Source organism: Pantoea sp. PNA 03-3 (assembly GCF_003201175.1).
Lineage (GTDB): Bacteria > Pseudomonadota > Gammaproteobacteria > Enterobacterales > Enterobacteriaceae > Pantoea > Pantoea stewartii.
Genome location: NZ_QICO01000004.1, coordinates 239,830 through 258,598, shown reverse-complemented (window position 1 = coordinate 258,598; position 18,769 = coordinate 239,830). Strand labels below are relative to the sequence as shown.

Genomic DNA, 18,769 nt, shown 5'->3' with positions numbered 1-18,769 from the left:
TTTTTGTTGTGCTGCAAGCTTGCCATGAAAAGAGTTGCAAAAAATTGGCTGTACCCACGTTTTGCGCTTTTTTAAGGTCGGGGCAGAGAGAAGTTTGTTCACGGCAACGTGATAATCACTGGCTACAGGAGCGTCATCATGAGTCTCGACTCAACCTCTGCCCGCAGCGCATCGCGCCCGCTGCGGATCATAAAAAATCTGCGCTGGTGGATGCTGGGCATGTTTCTGCTTGGCGTGACGGTGAACTACATCACCCGAAACTCCCTGGGCATTCTGGCCCCTGAACTGAAAAACACCCTGAATATGAGCACCGAGCAATATTCCTGGGTCGTTGCCGCCTTCCAGCTGGCCTACACGTTGTTTCAGCCCGTGTGCGGTTGGTTAATCGATGTCATCGGTCTGAAGATGGGCTTTCTGATTTGCGCCGTCATCTGGTCGATCACCTGCCTGCTGCACGCCGGGGCGGGAAGCTGGCTGCATCTGGCGCTGCTGCGCTTTGTGATGGGCGCCTCCGAAGCGGCGGCGACGCCGGCCAACGCCAAGGCCATCGGCGAGTGGTTTCCGAAAAAGGAACGTCCGGTTGCGGCAGGCTGGGCGGGCGTGGGGTTCTCTATTGGCGCGATGCTGGCACCGCCCATCATCTATGTCGCCCATATCTCCTTTGGCTGGCAGGGCGCGTTCCTGCTGACCGGCGGCCTTGGCCTTATCTGGGTCGCGCTCTGGTGGTGGGGTTATCACTCACCGGAACGCCATCCTCGTTTGTCGGATGAAGAGCGGGATTTTATTACGCAGGACAAGGAAGTCATCGGTGAAAAGTTACCGTTCTTTACCGCGCTGAAAGTCATCGGCAAAGAAAAGAAATTCTATGGCATTGCCATTCCGGCCTTTTTAGCCGAACCCGCCTGGGCCGTGCTGAGCTTTTGGGTGCCGCTCTACCTCGCCAATGAACGCGGCATGGATCTGAAACAGATCGTGATGTTTGCCTGGCTGCCCTTCCTGGCGGCAGATATTGGCAGCGTGGCCAGTGGTTATCTGACCAAAATTTATGTGCGCTGGTTTGGCTGCACCCGGGTGAACTCGATCGTCGCCAGTTCGATCACCGGTGCGGTGCTGATGATCTCGCTGGCGTTAATGACGCTGGTTAAAGATCCCTACCTGGCCATCGCGCTGATCTCCATTGGTGGCTTCGGTCATCAGGTGATCTCCTGCATGTTGAGTGCGCTGGTGGTAGAGCGTTTTGATCGCCGCCAGATGGCGACAGTCAACGGCATGCGCGGATCCTGCGCCTGGATCGCCAGCTTTATCTTCTCGCTGATTATCGGCGTCACCGCCGACACGATTGGCTTCAATCCCCTGTTTATTGCCATGGGTTTCTTTGACCTGATTGGCGCGGTTTTCCTGGTGATGTTTATCGCCGAACGCCGCCAGAATATTGCTAAAAATTGAGGGTAATCTGATGAAAACGCTTAAGACATGGACGCTCCATCAGCAGGCAGCGCACTTCGTCGAACTGAAAACTGAGCAGCGTCACTTTTTACGTATTTACGTATTGGAAAGCGGGCTGATGCGCGTGTTATTGAAACGCGACGGGGAGCTGGCATTAAACCGGACCTGGAGCATTGCGCCTCAGGATGATGTGCCCTGGCAGGGGCGCGATCGGGAATCGCTGGAAGGCTTTTCGTTGCCCGCATTCACCTTTGAACAGGGGGCGCAGTTTGTTCGCCTGGCCACCGACCGGCTGCGCGTGACGGTGCATTCGCCGTTGTACCTTAGCTGGGAGCATTTCGATGGCACAGAGTGGCAGCCGCTGGCGGCCGATCGTCATACCGGGGCTTATCTGCTGAACATGCATGGCGATGGCGTTGAACATTACCAGCGCCGTCAGCCGCAGGATCGGGTGTATGGCCTGGGCGAAAAGAGCGGGGATCTTAACCGGGTTAATCGCCGCTATGAGATGCGTAATCTGGATGCGATGGGCTATAACGCGGCCAGCACCGATCCGCTCTATAAACATATTCCCTTCACGCTGACCCAGCGCGACGGCGTCAGTTTTGGACTGTTCTACGATAATCTTTCCAGTAGCTGGCTCGATCTGGGCAATGAGCTGGATAACTACCATCTGCCTTATCGCCGCTATCGTGCAGAGGCGGGCGATCTGGATTACTACATGATGCTGGGGCCGACGCTGCTGGATGTGACCAAGGCGTTTGTGCGCCTGACGGGCCGAACGCTCTTTCAGCCGAAATGGAGCCTGGGCTATAGCGGATCCACCATGCACTACACCGATGCGCCGGATGCGCAACACCAGCTGCTCTCCTTCATCCAGCTGTGCCGTGAGCATGAGATCCCCTGTGATTCGTTTCAGCTGTCATCCGGTTATACCTCGATTAATAACAAGCGCTATGTCTTTAACTGGAACTACGACAAAGTGCCCAATCCCGAGGCGATGACCGCCGCGTTCCATGATGCCGGGATGAAGCTGGCAGCCAATATCAAACCCTGTCTGTTACAGGATCATCCGCGCTATGACGAGGTGGCGGCTCAGGGACTGTTTATCCGTGATTCTGAGCAGGATCAGCCAGAACGCTCCGTGTTCTGGGACGACGAAGGTTCGCATCTGGATTTCACCCATCCCAAAACGGTGGCGTGGTGGCAGGAAAACGTCACGGAGCAGTTGCTGAAAAAAGGCATCGACGCGACCTGGAACGACAACAATGAATATGAAGTCTGGGACGGCGAAGCGCGCTGTCATGGCTTCGGCCAGCCGATTGCCATTAAGCATATTCGTCCGGTCATGCCGTTGCTGATGATGCGCGCCTCGCTGGAAGCCCAACAGCGTTTTGCCCCGGAAAAACGCCCGTACCTGATTTCCCGTTCGGGTTGTGCCGGTATGCAACGCTATGTGCAGACCTGGAGCGGGGATAACCGGACCAACTGGCAGACCCTGCGCTACAACATCCGCATGGGACTGGGGATGAGCCTGTCAGGATTGTTTAACGTGGGGCACGATGTCGGCGGCTTTGCCGGGGATAAACCGGATCCGGAGCTGTTTGTGCGCTGGGTTCAGAATGGGGTTATGCATCCGCGTTTTACCATTCACTCATGGAATGACGATCACACCGTGAATGAGCCGTGGATGTATCCGGAAGCCACGCCAATGATCCGCGAGGCGATTCGCCTGCGTTACCGACTGATGCCGTATCTGTATACGCTGGCATGGCAGGCCAGCGCGCACGATGAACCGATGCTGCGTCCGACTTTCCTGGACCATGAGAACGATGCACGGACCTATGATGAGTGCGATGACTTTATGCTGGGACGCGACCTGCTGGTCGCCAGCGTTGTGGAGCAGGGCGCGCGTACCCGATCCGTATATCTACCCGAGAATCCACACGGCTGGTATGACTGGCATAACGGCAACTGGCTGGCGGGCGGACAAACAGTTACGCTGGATGCACCGCTGGATCGCCTGCCGCTGCTGGTGCGCGCAGGTGCCGCGCTTCCGCTTGGCCAGTGTGAAACCACCACCGATGCGCAACGTGACAACGTGCGTGAACTGCAGGTATGGCCTGCGCCGGGCAACGCCACAACCCACGGTGAGCTGTTTGACGATGACGGCGAATCGCACGGCTGGCGCCAGGGCAATGCACTCTGGCTGAGCTGGACGTTAACCAGTAGCGCGTCGCGGCTGGATCTGACGGTCGAGAAGCGCGGGGATTATCTGCCAGCATGGCGGGAAATGACGGTTATCTTACCGCCGGGTGAGAAACGTACGTTGTGGATCAACGGTGAAATGACGTCATGCTATCGGCTGGCATAAGCCGTAACGTGTCAGACCGGTAGGGTTCGTTACGATAACCACCGGCCCACCTGCGTGGGCCGGTTTGTATTCAGGCTGAGTGCGTTTCAGTGCTCATGCGTCCCAGGTCTTTATCTACCAGGAACAGGCCATTGCCGCCTTCGCCGACCATCGCCAGTTTGTCCAGTACGGTTTTAAACAGCTTCTCTTCTTCATGCTGTTCCGCAACGTACCATTGCAGGAAGTTGAAGGTCGAATAGTCCTGGGTGGTCATTGCCGCATGGGCCAGCTCGTTAATCTTACTGGTGATCAGCTTTTCATGATCCAGCGCCTGAATCAGCACTTCGTTCAGTGAATTGTAGGCAACAGGCGGGGCTGCGATGGTACCCAGCACCGGCATCGCACCGGTATCGCTCAGGTAGTTAAACAGGCGCTGCATGTGTTCCATTTCTTCACGTGAGTGCATTTTCAGGAAGGACGCTGCGCCCTCATAGCCTTTATCGCTGCACCACGCACTCATCTGTAAATAGAGATTCGCGGAGAAAAATTCCAGGTTCAGCTGGTCGTTTAAACGCCCAGTCATTTCAGCAGTCAGCATGGCCGCGTCCTTATTTCATTGTAAATAGACAGGTGATAAGTGATGAATTATGCATCAGGCTTATAAGAAATGTGAAGCATTTTGTTAAAAAAATACCATTTTATCTGATTGATTTAAAAAGAATTATTTCAACTCTTGAATGCGAGCGATTATCATTGTGGTCTGCTTTTCTGCCTGTGTCTGAGCCAGGTTGTGCCGGACGCGCGGGCGTGAAGGCGGTTTATCCAGTCGGCCCGGATCCGTCAGTGGACCGCGTTCTGCGGCGTTCTGCTACTGTCCGGCAACCGCTTTTTCCCGTCATGGTGATAAGGTAAGGCCATAATCGCGTCAGGAAGCATGAACAGCATTACACTGGTGTGCCTGACCGGGGTTTACTATGCGGAGCGGGGCCTGTGTCTTCGCACGAAAGAGGATGGCGTAAAAATGCAATCTTTGGAAAGCAACACTGAATACTATGATGCGTGTTTTACCACCTGCGATCTCAGCGAACCGGTGCTCACGCAGGCGCATTTTGAAGACTGTGAATTTACGCACGTTAACTTTACCTCGGCGCGCTTTTCAGCCTGTAAATTCATTAACTGCGTCTTTACGCACTGTAACCTCAGTCTGGTCGATCCGTCCGGCACCCGCTTCTTTGGCGTTCACTTTAACGACTGCAAGCTGACCGGCATGGACTGGACGAAAGCCTGGTGGCCTGATTTTTACCTGGACCATGAATTGCACTTTTCAACGTGTATCCTGACCAGCGGATCGTTTTTTGGTCTGCGGCTGCACGGTGTGAAAATGGAAGGATGCAAACTGATCGAGGTGGATTTCAGAGAGTGTGATTTAACGGGTGCAACGCTGACCGAGTGTGACATGACGGGCAGCCTGTTTCATCACACCGTGCTGCGCGGGGCCGATCTGACGGAATCCTGGCATTACGCCATCAACATCTTTAATAACACAGTCGAAAAAACCCGCTTTTCGCGGCTGGAGGCGGTTTGCCTGCTGGAAAGTCTGGGCATTGAACTGGTGGATTAACCCGCTGGCGAGGCGGCGGGATGAATACCGCAAAGACCGGAGAAAACCCGGCGTCATTTCCCCCGCGTTGACTTCACCAGCAGCCATCTGCTGCGCAGTGACCCGCTGTTTGCCGGTGGCGCGACTTTCTCTTCCGTCCGCTGTAGGCCAATAGCGCAAAATATTGTATGCTATGCCGCCTTAAAGTTGACCAGGTAACCGGAATCACGCCAATGTAACTTTGCGCTCATCCCGCGACGACAGAAAGTCGCATCTGGCACCGTTTACTCGCCGGTAAAATTCTGCCGGCCACCGTGATTTATCTGCTGCGCCTGAGAGTGCGTGGCTACGTTGAGAAGAATTCACTCATGTCTAATCCCTTTTTAGAAGAGGTGGCACGCCGCCGCACCTTCGCGATTATCTCGCACCCGGATGCCGGTAAAACCACCATCACCGAAAAAGTTCTGCTGTTCGGACAGGCTATCCAGACCGCCGGTACGGTAAAAGGCCGTGGCTCTAACCAGCACGCAAAATCCGACTGGATGGAGATGGAAAAGCAGCGTGGTATTTCGATTACTACCTCCGTTATGCAGTTTCCCTATCGTGACAGCCTGGTAAACCTGCTGGATACACCGGGGCACGAAGACTTCTCCGAGGATACCTATCGTACGCTGACGGCGGTCGACTGCTGCCTGATGGTGATCGATGCGGCGAAAGGCGTCGAGGATCGTACCCGTAAGCTGATGGAAGTAACCCGTCTGCGCGATACGCCGATCCTGACCTTTATGAACAAACTTGACCGTGATATCCGCGATCCGATGGAGTTGCTGGATGAAGTGGAAAGTGAGCTAAAAATTGCCTGCGCGCCCATCACCTGGCCGATTGGCTGCGGCAAGCTGTTTAAAGGCGTTTACCATCTCTACAAGGACGAAACCTACCTGTATCAGACCGGTAAAGGTCACACGATTCAGGAAGTCCGCATCGTTAAGGGCCTGAACAACCCTGACCTCGATGCGGCCGTCGGGGAAGAGCTGGCCTCGCAACTGCGTGACGAGCTGGAGCTGGTGCAGGGCGCATCACACGAGTTTGAACTGGACGCGTTTCTCAGCGGTCAGCTGTCGCCGGTGTTCTTCGGAACCGCACTGGGTAACTTCGGCGTAGATCATATGCTGGATGGCCTGGTGGCGTGGGCGCCGCGCCCTATGCCGCGCCAGACCGATACCCGCACCGTTGAAGCCAAAGAAGAGAAATTCACGGGCTTTGTGTTTAAAATTCAGGCCAACATGGACCCGAAACACCGTGACCGCGTGGCCTTTATGCGCGTCGTGTCGGGGCGTTATGAAAAAGGCATGAAGCTGCGTCAGGTCCGTACCGGCAAAGATGTAGTGATTTCGGATGCGTTGACCTTTATGGCGGGCGACCGTTCGCATGTGGAAGAAGCCTATCCGGGCGACATTATCGGCCTGCATAACCACGGCACCATTCAGATCGGCGACACCTTTACGCAGGGTGAAAACATGAAGTTTACCGGGATTCCGAACTTCGCCCCCGAACTGTTCCGCCGTATCCGCCTGCGCGATCCGCTTAAGCAGAAACAGCTGCTGAAAGGATTAGTCCAGCTGTCGGAAGAGGGGGCAGTGCAGGTGTTCCGCCCGGTGCATAACAACGACCTGATTGTCGGTGCGGTCGGTGTGCTGCAGTTTGACGTGGTGGTGGCGCGCCTGAAGAGCGAATACAACGTCGAAGCCATCTATGAGGCGATTAACGTGTCGACGGCGCGCTGGGTTGAATGCAAAGACGCCAAAAAATTTGAAGATTTCCAGCGTAAAAACGAGGTCAACCTCGCGCTGGATGGCGGCGATAATCTGACCTATATCGCCCCAACAATGGTGAACCTGAACATCACTCAGGAGCGCTATCCTGACGTCATTTTCCGCAAAACCCGCGAACACTAATCGCGTTTTCCGGGCCATTCTCCCTGGGAATGGCCCGGTTTCCCACGATACAGAACCCTCCTAAAACACGCTTTTTCCTCGCTTTTGACGCACGATCAACCAGTTACCCGAGCAAAGTGCCAAATCCCGACTATCCTTATTTCATCGGACGGTTAAAGAGACTTATTTCTCCATGCGTCCTGTGCCGCAGTAGCGTTGTTTGCTGCTCTTGCGCCCACAGTCTGGGGCGAATTAACAGATAGAAGGATGATATCGATGCACACAACTAAGCTTACTAAAACATTAATGGCTGCAATGGTAGGTACCGCACTGTTAAGCGGAAACGTCTTTGCAGAAGAGTCCGCGTCTCAGAAAGCGTCACAAACTGCTGACAGCGCAGGCGCGAAAATCGACAGCTCAATGAAGAAAGTCGGTGGCTTTATGGACGACAGCGCGGTGACCGCGAAAGCGAAAGCGGCGCTGGTGGATGACGACTCGATTAAGAGCACCGATATTTCGGTCAAAACCCACAACGGCGTTGTGACGCTGAGCGGTTTCGTGACTTCACAAGACCAGGCGGAAAAAGCCGTGGCCGTGGTGAAGAAAGTGGAAGGCGTGAAATCCGTTAGTGACAAGCTGCACGTAAAAGACGTGAAAAAGCAGTCCATGAAAGGTTATGCCGGTGACGCTGCTACAACCAGCGAAATTAAAGCTAAGCTATTAGCAGATGACAAGGTTCCTTCACGTAACGTGAAAGTTGAAACCACCGACGGTGTGGTACAGCTCTCAGGTGAAGTGGCGAACCAGGCGCAGTCCGATCGTGCCGAGAGCATCGCGAAAGCTATCGAAGGCGTAAAAAGTGTTAAAAACGACCTGAAGGTCAAGTCTTAACATGACTCCGTGAGGCCTCTGTCCGGGCCGCACAAATAAGAATACCCATCCTGGGATGAAACAAGCAGTTCAATATTAAAAATGGTTAAGGAGAGGCTTATGTTTCGTTGGGGCATTATTTTTCTGGTGATTGCACTGATCGCCGCTGCATTAGGTTTTGGTGGCCTGGCCGGTACCGCAGCATGGGCAGCGAAAGTCGTGTTCGTGGTGGGTATTATTCTGTTCCTCATCAGCTTGTTTACTGGCCGTAAAAAGCTATAGCGATGACCCAGACAGGTTAACGCTGGCATAGTCAGCGTTAAACGGAGACCAGTTATTTGTCGCGAAAGGTAGTGTGAAGCAAAGGATGCTTCATATTCGCAACGAAGTGTTAAAAAGCGCAACGCTAATAGCACAATTAATGGACACTCTGACTGGTTCTCCGTGCTAGTATCGACCCACAATTAACTCCCTGCATTCTCTTCATTCGTATTTCGGGATCCCACTCTGAGGTCGGTACATTGGGTATACGTATTCCCGTGACGCTCGGGGCCATTGAACCCCTTGCACTCACACCGTTTAAAGCCAACAAGATTGCCTTAGTGTGCGAGGGCGGCGGCCAGCGCGGCATTTTCACAGCAGGCGTTCTGGATGAGTTCCAGCGGGCAAAATTCAATCCCTTTCAGTTGCTGTTAGGCTCTTCTGCTGGTGCGCAGAACCTTTCCGCTTATGTCTGCGGCCAGCCGGGCTATGCACGTCGGGTGATTACCCGCTATACCACCAGTAAGCTGTTCTTTGACCCCGTGCGTTTCCTGCGCGGCGGTAATCTTATCGATCTCGACTGGTTAATTGATATCACCCGCAGCGAATTTCCGCTGGCCATGACCAGCGCCGAAACCTTGTTTGCTTCGGGGCGGCAATTTTACATGTGCGCCTGTCGCAGTGATGATTATGCCCCCAGTTACTTTGCCCCCACAGCCAGTAACTGGCTGGATATTATTAAGGCTTCCAGCGCCATTCCGGGCTTTTACCGTCTGGGCGTGGATTTGGAAGGCATAAGCTATCTGGATGGCGGCGTCAGCGATGCGATTCCCGTACGCGAAGCGGCAAAACGCGGGGCCGATACCATTGTGGTCATCCGTACCGTGCCGTCGCAGATGTTCGATGTGCCCCGTTGGGTGACCCGTATGGAACGCTGGTTCAGCGGCGGGGCGCTGCAGCCGATGATCAAGATTCTGCACCATCACGAGCAGACCTATCGCGAAACCCAGCAGTTTATTGAAAAGCCGCCGGGTGATTTACGTATCATCGAAATCTTCCCGCCGCGCGTGTTAGCCAGTAACGCACTGGGCAGTCGTATTGCCGCGTTGAATCAGGATTACCATCTGGGGCGCCGCTGTGGTCGCTACTTTATTGCCACGCTGGGGCAATGGCTGAGCGATGCCGAGCCCCACACAGGGCTGGATATTGTGGTCCCTTCTGCGCCGGTGGCAAATGAGCCGGGGGATATCGCTCCGGTCATCCCGCTGACCGGCAACGATGGCACTTATGGCGAGGGTCCGCTGACATGAGGTTTGTTGATACCCACTGTCACTTTGATTTTCCGCCGTTTGTGGACGCGGCTGACGTCAGTCTGCGCCAGGCTGCGGACGCGGGCGTAGAAAAAATTATTGTGCCGTCGGTCGAGGCAGGGCGCTTTGACCTTGTTTGCCAGTTAGCCCGGCAGCACCGCGCGTTATATGCCGCACTCGGCCTGCATCCGATTGTGACGGAGCAGCACGAGGAGCAGCACCTCGCTCAGCTTGAAAGCCTGTTACAACAGCGGCCCCCAAAGCTGGTGGCCCTCGGTGAGATCGGCCTGGATCTGTATCGGGACGATCCGCAGTTTGATAAGCAAACCTGTTTCCTGGATGCGCAACTGAAGCTGGCGAAACGTTACGATCTGCCGGTGATCCTGCATTCGCGCCGCACGCACGATCAGCTGGCACTGCATCTGCGTCGGCAGGCTGTGCCACGGCGCGGCGTCGTACACGGTTTTGCCGGTAGCCTGCAGCAGGCGCAGGCGTTTATTAAGCTCGGCTATGCGATTGGCGTAGGCGGCACGATTACATATCCCCGCGCCAGTAAAACCCGGCAGACGATTGCCCGTTTACCGCTCTCGTCGCTGCTGCTGGAAACCGATGCGCCTGATATGCCGCTGAACGGCTACCAGGGCCAGCCAAACCGGCCCGAGCGCGCCGTTTTAGTCTGGCAGGTGTTGTGTGAACTGCGTGACGAGCCGCCCGCCGAAATCGCCGACGCGTTATGGCACAACAGTCATGCGCTGTTTTCGCTTGCATAATTCCCGCCGTCACATCGTGTCCTGGTGAAATGTTATAATAGTAACATCCCTGTCGCTGACTTATACTGGCTGCCTTGCGCCATACTTTGCAGATAATCTAAATTTTCGCTGAGTGTTTGCAGCCGTTTCATACTTTTATGTGATTTTGTGCACAAAAAATGGCCGTTATCATTGTTAATATTATCACACTCAAGGGTGGGCGAACGTTTACCCGATGTTCTGGAGATCACCATGACCGATATTAAACAGCAGGCCCTGCGCGCCCTGAAACTGATGGATTTAACCACGCTGAACGAGGATGACACCGACGAGAAAGTGATCGCGCTCTGTCATCAGGCGAAATCTCCGGTGGGTAACACCGCTGCCATCTGTATTTATCCGCGTTTCATTCCCGTGGCGCGTAAAACGCTGCGTGAGCAGGGCACGCCTGACGTGCGCATTGCCACCGTAACCAACTTCCCTCATGGCAATGACGATATTGAGATTGCGCTGGCCGAAACCCGTGCCGCCATCGCTTACGGCGCTGATGAAGTGGATGTGGTTTTCCCTTATCGCGCGCTGATGGCAGGCAATGCGCAGGTCGGCTTTGATCTGGTCAAGGCCTGCAAAACCGCCTGTGCGGAAGCCGGCGTTTTACTGAAGGTTATTATCGAAACCGGCGAACTGAAGCAGGAAGCGCTGATTCGTCAGGCCTCTGAAATTGCGATTGATGCCGGGGCTGACTTCATCAAAACCTCAACCGGTAAAGTGCCGGTCAACGCCACGCCGGAAGTGGCGCAGATCATGATGAGCGTCATCCGCGACAAAGGTGTGAAAGCGCAGGTTGGCTTCAAACCGGCAGGCGGCGTTCGCACCGCTGAAGATGCCGCTGTCTATCTGCAGCTGGCGGATGACACGCTGGGTGCCGACTGGGCCGATGCCCGCCATTTCCGTTTTGGTGCCTCCAGCCTGCTGGCAAATCTGCTCAACACGCTTGGGCACAGCAGCGACACCAGCAAGTCGGGTTACTGATTCATCCGGGCGGCTCACGGCCGCCTCTTCTCCTCTTTCCCTGACGTAAGGGGGCGACATTGTACCTCGCACAAGAAATCATTCGAAAAAAACGTGACGGCCAGGCGCTGACTGAAGACGAAATTCGTTTCTTCATCAACGGGGTGCGCGATAACAGCGTGTCCGAAGGGCAAATTGCCGCACTGGCAATGACCATCTATTTCCACGATATGTCACTGCCGGAGCGCGTTGCGCTGACCATGGCGATGCGGGATTCCGGCACCGTCCTGAACTGGGCTTCACTGAATCTGAACGGGCCGGTGGTCGACAAGCACTCCACGGGCGGCGTGGGCGATGTGACCTCGCTGATGCTCGGACCCATGGTGGCGGCCTGTGGCGGCTATATCCCGATGATCTCCGGACGCGGACTGGGCCATACCGGCGGTACGCTGGATAAGCTGGAGGCGATTCCCGGTTTTGACATTTTCCCCAGCGATGACCATTTCCGCCAGACCATCAAACAGGTTGGTGTGGCCATCATCGGGCAAACTAACTCGCTGGCACCGGCGGATAAACGTTTTTACGCGACCCGCGATATCACCGCCACCGTGGATTCCATTCCGCTGATTACCGCTTCGATCCTGGCGAAAAAACTGGCCGAAGGCCTGGATGCGCTGGTGATGGATGTCAAAGTCGGCTCCGGCGCCTTTATGCCGACCTGGGAAGCCTCTGAGAGTCTGGCGCAGGCCATTGTGGGCGTGGCGAATGGCGCGGGCTGCCGTACCACGGCGCTGCTAACAGATATGAATCAGGTCCTGGCTTCCTCGGCGGGCAATGCCCTGGAAGTGCGCGAAGCCGTGCGCTTCCTGACGGGTGAGCAGCGCAATCCGCGCCTGCTGGACGTGACGCTGGCCCTGTGCAGCGAAATGCTGATTTCCGGCAAACTGGCGGCTAACGAAACCGACGCCCGTGAACAACTTCTCGCCGTGCTGGATAACGGCAAAGCCGCAGAGGTATTTGCCCGCATGGTGGCAGCACAACGTGGCCCAACCGATTTCGTTGAGCGCTACGACAGCTACCTCACAGCCCCTGTGATGAGCAAAGCGGTTTATGCCGATGGCGCAGGTTACGTTACGCAGATGGATACCCGCGCGTTAGGCATGGCGGTGGTTGCGATGGGCGGTGGACGTCAGCGCGCCAGCGACGCCATTGATTACAGCGTGGGCTTAAGCGACATGATCGCGCTGGGCGAGCGGGTGGACGCTTCACGCCCGCTGGCGGTTATTCATGCCAGCAGCGAAGTGCACTGGCAGCAGGCCGCCGCCGCTGTCAAAGCGGCCATCACTCTGGGGGACAGCGCCCCGGCGACCACACCGGTGGTTTATCGCCGTGTGACTGAAGCGGGATAACGCGGATAACAGACTGTATACCGGAGACGATTCGGGTATACTGATCTGATCGCTTTTTTTTGACTTGTCGCGCGCGTTAGCGCAGGAGACTGGCATGAAACGTGCTTTTATTATGGTGCTGGATTCCTTTGGAATCGGCGCCAGCAAAGATGCCGACAAATTCGGCGATGCAGGTTCCGATACGTTAGGTCATATCGCAGAAGCCTGTTTTAACGGTAAAGCGGATCAGGGCCGTAAAGGACCGCTGCACTTACCGAATATGACCGCGTTAGGTCTGGGCAAAGCGGCCGAGCTTTCTACCGGGCGTTTCCCGCCGGGACTGGATCCTGACGCTGAGATAAAAGGCGCTTACGCTTACGCCAGCGAACGCTCATCCGGTAAAGATACGCCGTCAGGCCACTGGGAAATCGCCGGTGTGCCTGTTCTGTTCGACTGGGGCTACTTCAGCGATAAAGAGAACAGCTTTCCGCAGGAACTGCTGGATAAACTGGTTGAGCGGGCCGAGTTGCCGGGTTATCTCGGTAACTGTCACTCATCCGGTACGGTTATTCTTGACCAGTTGGGTGAAGAACACATGGCTTCGGGCAAGCCGATTTTTTACACCTCGGCGGATTCCGTGTTTCAGATTGCCTGCCATGAAGAAACCTTCGGCTTAGATCGCCTGTATGCGCTGTGTGAAATTGCGCGCGAGGAGCTGACGGAAGGCGGTTATAACATTGGCCGCGTGATTGCCCGCCCGTTCGTGGGTGACAAAGCCGGCAGCTTTGAGCGCACCGGTAACCGTCACGATCTGGCCGTGGAGCCACCATCGCCTACCATGCTGAAGAAGCTGGTGGATGAGAAGGGCGGTCATGTGATTTCGGTAGGTAAAATTGCCGACATCTACGCGGAGCAGGGCATCACCAAAAAAGTCAAAGCCACCGGACTAGATGCGCTGTTTGATGCCACCATCCAGGAAATGAAAACCGCGCCGGATCAGGCGATTGTGTTTACCAACTTCGTAGACTTCGACTCTACCTGGGGCCATCGTCGCGATGTGGCAGGCTATGCAGGCGGGCTGGAGCTGTTCGATCGCCGCTTGCCAGAGTTGATGGCGCTGGTCAAAGAGGATGATATTTTGATCCTCACCGCCGACCACGGTTGCGATCCGACCTGGCAAGGCACGGAACATACGCGCGAGCATATTCCGATCTTAATTTACGGCCCGAAGGTCGAGCCGGGATCGCTGGGTTACCGCGATACCTTCGCGGATATCGGCCAGACGATTGCACACTATTTTGACCTGTCCCCCATGGACTACGGCAAGAACATGCTGTAAAAACAGCGAAATTTTTAAAAAGGATAGAGAATCATGGCAACTCCTCACATTAACGCAGAAATGGGTGATTTCGCTGACGTCGTACTGATGCCGGGCGATCCGCTGCGTGCGAAACACATCGCAGAAACCTTTCTGGACGATGCCGTTGAGGTCAACAACGTGCGCGGCATGCTGGGTTACACCGGCACCTATAAAGGCCGCAAAATCTCTGTTATGGGCCACGGCATGGGCATTCCGTCCTGCTCTATCTATGCGAAAGAGCTGATCACCGAGTTCGGTGTGAAGAAAATCATCCGCGTGGGCTCCTGCGGTGCGGTGCGTCCCGATGTGAAACTGCGTGACATCGTGATCGGCATGGGGGCATCCACCGATTCCAAAGTGAACCGTATGCGCTTCAAAGACCATGACTTTGCCGCTATCGCGGACTTCGACATGGTGCGCAACGCGGTGGATGCGGCCAAAAACCTGGGCGTCGAGGCGCGCGTCGGTAACATCTTCTCGGCCGATCTGTTCTATACGCCCGATCCGCAGATGTTCGACGTGATGGAGAAGTACGGCATTCTGGGTGTGGAAATGGAAGCCGCAGGCATCTACGGCGTAGCCGCTGAATTTGGCGCCAAAGCGCTGACCATCTGTACCGTGTCTGACCATATCCGTACCCACGAGCAGACCACGGCCGCAGAACGCCAGACCACCTTTAATGACATGATTAAAATCGCGCTGGAGTCGGTGCTGCTGGGTGATTAATCCCCACGGTGGCTGATCGGCCCCTTTATCCGGCTGCGCATCTGCGGCCGGATGATCCTCTCCCGTTTTCCATTTCGCAACATTCTCACTAAATGACACACTTTTCATCAGGCTTGTGCATCTTCGCGCTGGCACGACGGGCTGATGTCACTATCATGAAGCCGAACAATTAATAACAACACGCCATACAGAAAATACCTGCCTGATGAATTTCCGTGATTTCGACGCTGAAGAGAAGTTGTTTGTCCGCCGTGCCGCTATGGCGTTTGTACTGGTTTGCCTGTGCTTTAGCATCCTGGGTTTTAACCTGTATCGCCTGCAGGTCCGCGACCACAGCTATTATCAGACGCGCTCGAACGAGAACGACATCAAAATGATCCCCATTGCGCCCACGCGCGGACTGATCTTTGACCGCAACGGGATCCCGCTGGTGCGCAACGTGACCTGGTATGACATCACGGTTACCCCGTACAAAGTGGAGGACATGAAGGCGCTGTTGCAAGAACTGACGCCACTGGTTGATCTGACCCCGGAAGATATTGAGCACTTTCAGCACGATCTGCATCAGACCAGCCGCTATAAGCCCGTCATTCTCAAAGAGGAACTCACAGACGAAGAGGTGGCGCGTTTTTCGGTTAACCAGTTCCGTTTTACCGGCGTCAGCATCGATACCTATCAGGACCGGGAATATCCCTATGGGGCCGATCTCGCGCATGTGATCGGCTATGTTTCCAAAATCAACGATAACGACTACAAGCGGCTGAACGCAGAGGGCATCGCTGAAAACTATGCTGCCGACCATAACATCGGTAAGCAGGGGATTGAGGGCTATTACGAATCCCTGCTGCACGGCAAACCCGGCTATCAGGAAGTGGAAGTGGATAACCACGGGCGCATTGTCCGGGTGCTGAAAGAAGTACCGCCGGTGGCGGGAAAGAACATTACGCTGACGCTGGATCTGCATCTGCAACAGTACGCGGAAAGCCTGCTGGTCGGGCAGCGCGCCGCGTTGCTGGTCGAAGATCCCCATGATGGCTCAGTGCTGGCGATGGTTTCCAGCCCCAGCTACGATCCCAATCCGTTCGTAAAGGGCATCAGCTATCAGGCGTACAAAAAGCTGCTGCAGGATAAAAATTTACCGCTGATCAACCGTGTCACGCAGGGCCTGTATCCGCCGGCCTCAACGGTAAAACCCTATATGGCGATGTCGGCGCTGCTCACGCACGTCATTACGCCACAGACCACCTTTTTTGGCGGGCCCACCTGGACATTACCCGGTACTGACCGCCGCTATCGCGACTGGAAAAAAAGCGGTCACGGTACGCTGGATGTCACTAAAGCGATCGAAGAGTCGGCGGATACCTTCTTCTATCAGGTGGCGTTTATGATGGGCATCGATCGTATTCACACCATGCTCAGTAAATTTGGCTACGGTCAGTCCACCGGCATCGATCTGAATGAAGAGTACAACGGACTGCTGCCCAGCCGTGACTGGAAGATGAAAGTGCATAAGAAACCCTGGTATCAGGGCGATACGGTGTCAGTCGGCATTGGTCAGGGCTACTGGATCGCCACGCCGATCCAGATGGTGAAAGCGCTGGTGGCGCTGATTAACAATGGCAGAGTCATTGCCCCGCACCTGCTGGAGAAATCGCAGCTTGGCAACCACGTGCAGCTTTACCAGCCGAAACTGCCGCAGGCGCAGATTGGCGATCCGCATTCCCCTTACTGGTCGCTGGTGCGTCACGCGATGTTTGGCATGGCTAACGCGCCGAACGGCACAGGCTACAAGTATTTCCACACCGCGCCTTACGGCATTGCGGCCAAGAGTGGAACGTCGCAGGTATTCAGCCTGAAACAAAATCAGACCTACAATGCCAAAATGATCCCGGTGCGGCTGCGCGATCATACGTTTTATACCGCCTTCGCCCCCTTTAACGATCCTAAGGTGGCTGTGGCGTTGATCCTGGAAAATGGGGGCAGCGAAGGCGTGCTGGCCGCGCCGGTAATGCGGCAGCTTCTCGATCATATTTTCCTGCCGCCCACCACGCCGCCGCCCGTTGAGGTTGCCCAGCGTCCGGCCCGCTAGCGGAAAAATACCCGGTTACGTCCGTGCTTTTTAGCATCATAGAGTGCGGCGTCGGCATGCGTATAAAGCGCTTCGAAGTGGGAGCCCGCCGCGCCCCAACTCACGCCCAGGCTGGCGGTGACCAGCCGCTCGGGCAACGCATCCAGGGGAGACGCGTTCAGTGAGGCGAGAATCGCCCCGGCGACAATCACCGCTTCCCCAAGGAACGTATCCGGCAGCATAATCGTGAACTCTTCCCCCCCAATGCGCCCGATGCTGGCAATGTCCGGTGTGTTGCGCTGGATACGTTGCACCAGCTCGCAGATCACTTTGTCCCCGGTGGGATGGCCATATTCGTCGTTAATCCGTTTAAAAAAATCGATATCAAGAATGATCAGAGCGGCGGGGGTTCGCGTCAGTGTGTCGCTGATGCGCTGAATAATGGCGCTGCGGTTCCAGACATTCGTCAGCGGATCGTGAGTGGCTTTGTACTCCAGCTCTCTCGTCAGCTCAATAAGCTGCTCATTCACCCGGTTTAACTCACGCTCGGCCCGATCGCTGCGCGAGATCAGCCGGTAAGTTTCGCGCATCAGCCGCTGATAGTGGTTATTAAGATCGGACAACGCCTGGCGGTACTCTTCGGCGTGCAGACAGCTCTGCGCCGCCACATGGCTGGCATGGTTCAGCGCCTGGGTTTCTTCCAGAAACAGCTCATTAAGGTGCGTCATTGGCGCTGTTCCGCATGTAATGTGACGGTCAGGGCGGTGAAATCCAGCGACAGCTCCTCACCAAACTCTTCTGACACGTCATCTTCAGCGTCATAGAACCAGTTCAGCACAATCTCACAGCCGTTCTGCGCCAGCCTGTTGAACTGATCGAACAGCCCAAACAGCATTTTGGTGCTGGAGCTGTTGAAATAGCTCAGGTCGATATTGACTTCAGTCAGCTGGCTGGCCTGCGGTTGCCAGGATTCCAGTGCACTTTGCAGCGGGCGATAAAAGGCGGCCGCATTTTCCGGCCAGGATTCGCCCCGCAGGGAAAATCGCTGGGCCGCAAAATCAAATTCCACGGCGGGCGTGCATTCGGTGGCGGTGAGATGAATGGTTTGCATAGAGGATTCTTTAGTCATGGCAGATTGTCGCCTTTAGCCAAAAGGCAGAGAGCTCGCTGGCTTCCAGTGGCTGGAAGCAGTATTCCAGCGGTTCACTGACGTCGCGGGCAAGGGTAAGTAAGCCGATATTGGCGCCTTTGCTCCAGACAGGACTCTCTGCGCGTAACCGACTGCGGTAGGCTTGTTTAATTTCGTCTGCGTTCATGACCCGTAACGAGTCCAGATCGCCACGCAGTTGAACGCTGGCATCGCTGCCTACCAGATTGGCACTTTCCAGATAGTAGCGCCCACCATCATAGCGCAGGCTCAGCGATCCAAAACGATAGAGCTGATCGTTGTGGCTCAGCGCCCGGCTGTCCTGCGAGTAGCGCAGGATGTTTTGCGCGATCTCGACAAAGCTGGAGAACAGCCGTCGTCGCACTTTCTGTGACTGCTCGTGGTTCTCCAGAAACAGTTTGACCACTTCACCCATTGCCGTGATGTTTTGCGGCGAAAAAAAGCCGGTGTACTGGAGCGCGATAAGACCAGATTGCGATTCGGTGTTGAACGGCAGACCACGGAGTGATTCGTTTTTCATTTTCT

General features: G+C 55.4%; 17 protein-coding genes. 13 read left to right on the top strand and 4 right to left on the bottom strand.

The window, feature by feature from the left end; genetic code table 11:
- Positions 1-138 precede the first annotated feature (138 nt).
- Complete coding sequence (locus C7433_RS14240) at positions 139-1,446, top strand: MFS transporter (protein ID WP_033739750.1); 1,308 nt, start codon at positions 139-141, stop codon at positions 1,444-1,446.
- Positions 1,447-1,456: 10 nt separating this feature from the next.
- The gene (locus C7433_RS14235) at positions 1,457-3,820 is read left to right on the top strand and encodes a TIM-barrel domain-containing protein (RefSeq protein ID WP_058708817.1); all 2,364 of its coding nucleotides are present in this window, start codon (positions 1,457-1,459) and stop codon (positions 3,818-3,820) included.
- A 70-nt stretch (positions 3,821-3,890) separates the two neighbouring features.
- Here C7433_RS14235 and ftnA read toward each other — a convergent pair whose 3' ends face one another.
- Positions 3,891-4,397 (bottom strand): non-heme ferritin, encoded by a 507-nt coding sequence (gene ftnA / locus C7433_RS14230; RefSeq protein ID WP_006117595.1) that lies wholly within the window; start codon positions 4,395-4,397, stop codon positions 3,891-3,893.
- A gap of 423 nt (positions 4,398-4,820) precedes the next feature.
- Here ftnA and C7433_RS14225 point away from each other — a divergent pair, with 423 nt between their 5' ends.
- The 11 genes from C7433_RS14225 (at position 4,821) to mrdA (ending at position 17,097) form a co-directional block, all read left to right on the top strand.
- The gene (locus C7433_RS14225) at positions 4,821-5,420 is read left to right on the top strand and encodes a pentapeptide repeat-containing protein (protein WP_110268434.1); all 600 of its coding nucleotides are present in this window, start codon (positions 4,821-4,823) and stop codon (positions 5,418-5,420) included.
- A 347-nt stretch (positions 5,421-5,767) separates the two neighbouring features.
- Positions 5,768-7,354, top strand: coding sequence for a peptide chain release factor 3 (prfC, locus tag C7433_RS14220; RefSeq protein WP_039342235.1), 1,587 nt, complete (start codon positions 5,768-5,770; stop codon positions 7,352-7,354).
- Positions 7,355-7,609: 255 nt separating this feature from the next.
- Positions 7,610-8,224 carry a molecular chaperone OsmY gene (gene osmY, locus C7433_RS14215; protein WP_006117598.1) on the top strand — a complete coding sequence of 205 codons (615 nt, stop codon included), beginning with the start codon at positions 7,610-7,612 and terminating at the stop codon, positions 8,222-8,224.
- Positions 8,225-8,323: 99 nt separating this feature from the next.
- A complete protein-coding gene (locus tag C7433_RS14210) occupies positions 8,324-8,485 on the top strand; it encodes a DUF1328 domain-containing protein (protein ID WP_003848537.1) in 162 nt (53 codons plus the stop codon).
- 239 nt (positions 8,486-8,724) lie between these two features.
- A complete protein-coding gene (locus C7433_RS14205; protein WP_006118237.1) occupies positions 8,725-9,774 on the top strand; it encodes a patatin family protein in 1,050 nt (349 codons plus the stop codon).
- Positions 9,771-10,544: a metal-dependent hydrolase gene (locus tag C7433_RS14200; protein WP_006118238.1), complete on the top strand. Its 774-nt coding sequence runs from the start codon at positions 9,771-9,773 to the stop codon at positions 10,542-10,544. Before C7433_RS14205 ends, C7433_RS14200 begins: the two co-directional genes overlap by 4 nt.
- A gap of 231 nt (positions 10,545-10,775) precedes the next feature.
- Positions 10,776-11,555 carry a deoxyribose-phosphate aldolase gene (deoC, locus tag C7433_RS14190; RefSeq protein ID WP_033739743.1) on the top strand — a complete coding sequence of 260 codons (780 nt, stop codon included), beginning with the start codon at positions 10,776-10,778 and terminating at the stop codon, positions 11,553-11,555.
- Positions 11,556-11,614: 59 nt separating this feature from the next.
- On the top strand, positions 11,615-12,943 hold the full coding sequence (gene deoA, locus C7433_RS14185) for a thymidine phosphorylase (RefSeq protein WP_054633161.1): 1,329 nt from the start codon (positions 11,615-11,617) through the stop codon (positions 12,941-12,943).
- 94 nt (positions 12,944-13,037) lie between these two features.
- Complete coding sequence (gene deoB / locus C7433_RS14180; protein ID WP_110268390.1) at positions 13,038-14,261, top strand: phosphopentomutase; 1,224 nt, start codon at positions 13,038-13,040, stop codon at positions 14,259-14,261.
- A 33-nt stretch (positions 14,262-14,294) separates the two neighbouring features.
- Positions 14,295-15,008, top strand: coding sequence for a purine-nucleoside phosphorylase (gene deoD / locus C7433_RS14175; protein ID WP_054633162.1), 714 nt, complete (start codon positions 14,295-14,297; stop codon positions 15,006-15,008).
- Between the two features lie 205 nt (positions 15,009-15,213).
- The gene (gene mrdA / locus C7433_RS14170; protein WP_110268389.1) at positions 15,214-17,097 is read left to right on the top strand and encodes a penicillin-binding protein 2; all 1,884 of its coding nucleotides are present in this window, start codon (positions 15,214-15,216) and stop codon (positions 17,095-17,097) included.
- Here the strand turns inward: mrdA and C7433_RS14165 are convergent.
- Genes C7433_RS14165 through C7433_RS14155 form a run of 3 tightly spaced genes read right to left on the bottom strand, consistent with a single transcriptional unit; the run spans position 17,094 to position 18,764 of the window.
- Positions 17,094-17,804: a GGDEF domain-containing protein gene (locus C7433_RS14165; RefSeq protein WP_033739733.1), complete on the bottom strand. Its 711-nt coding sequence runs from the start codon at positions 17,802-17,804 to the stop codon at positions 17,094-17,096. The genes mrdA and C7433_RS14165 overlap by 4 nt on opposite strands.
- Positions 17,801-18,205 carry a DUF1987 domain-containing protein gene (locus C7433_RS14160; RefSeq protein ID WP_033739731.1) on the bottom strand — a complete coding sequence of 135 codons (405 nt, stop codon included), beginning with the start codon at positions 18,203-18,205 and terminating at the stop codon, positions 17,801-17,803. Before C7433_RS14160 ends, C7433_RS14165 begins: the two co-directional genes overlap by 4 nt.
- A complete protein-coding gene (locus tag C7433_RS14155; protein WP_006118245.1) occupies positions 18,198-18,764 on the bottom strand; it encodes a SiaB family protein kinase in 567 nt (188 codons plus the stop codon). The genes C7433_RS14160 and C7433_RS14155 overlap by 8 nt, the downstream gene beginning before the upstream one ends.
- Positions 18,765-18,769: the final 5 nt, after the last annotated feature.

Coding starts and splice junctions, on each gene's coding strand:
- C7433_RS14225 (WP_110268434.1), top strand. CDS start 4,821: ATGCAATCTTTGGAAAGCAACACTGAATACTATGATGCGTGTTTTACC.
- deoB (WP_110268390.1), top strand. CDS start 13,038: ATGAAACGTGCTTTTATTATGGTGCTGGATTCCTTTGGAATCGGCGCC.
- C7433_RS14210 (WP_003848537.1), top strand. CDS start 8,324: ATGTTTCGTTGGGGCATTATTTTTCTGGTGATTGCACTGATCGCCGCT.
- C7433_RS14155 (WP_006118245.1), bottom strand. CDS start 18,764: ATGAAAAACGAATCACTCCGTGGTCTGCCGTTCAACACCGAATCGCAA.
- deoD (WP_054633162.1), top strand. CDS start 14,295: ATGGCAACTCCTCACATTAACGCAGAAATGGGTGATTTCGCTGACGTC.
- C7433_RS14165 (WP_033739733.1), bottom strand. CDS start 17,804: ATGACGCACCTTAATGAGCTGTTTCTGGAAGAAACCCAGGCGCTGAAC.
- C7433_RS14235 (WP_058708817.1), top strand. CDS start 1,457: ATGAAAACGCTTAAGACATGGACGCTCCATCAGCAGGCAGCGCACTTC.
- prfC (WP_039342235.1), top strand. CDS start 5,768: ATGTCTAATCCCTTTTTAGAAGAGGTGGCACGCCGCCGCACCTTCGCG.
- C7433_RS14240 (WP_033739750.1), top strand. CDS start 139: ATGAGTCTCGACTCAACCTCTGCCCGCAGCGCATCGCGCCCGCTGCGG.
- mrdA (WP_110268389.1), top strand. CDS start 15,214: ATGAATTTCCGTGATTTCGACGCTGAAGAGAAGTTGTTTGTCCGCCGT.
- osmY (WP_006117598.1), top strand. CDS start 7,610: ATGCACACAACTAAGCTTACTAAAACATTAATGGCTGCAATGGTAGGT.
- deoC (WP_033739743.1), top strand. CDS start 10,776: ATGACCGATATTAAACAGCAGGCCCTGCGCGCCCTGAAACTGATGGAT.
- C7433_RS14160 (WP_033739731.1), bottom strand. CDS start 18,205: ATGACTAAAGAATCCTCTATGCAAACCATTCATCTCACCGCCACCGAA.
- C7433_RS14200 (WP_006118238.1), top strand. CDS start 9,771: ATGAGGTTTGTTGATACCCACTGTCACTTTGATTTTCCGCCGTTTGTG.
- ftnA (WP_006117595.1), bottom strand. CDS start 4,397: ATGCTGACTGCTGAAATGACTGGGCGTTTAAACGACCAGCTGAACCTG.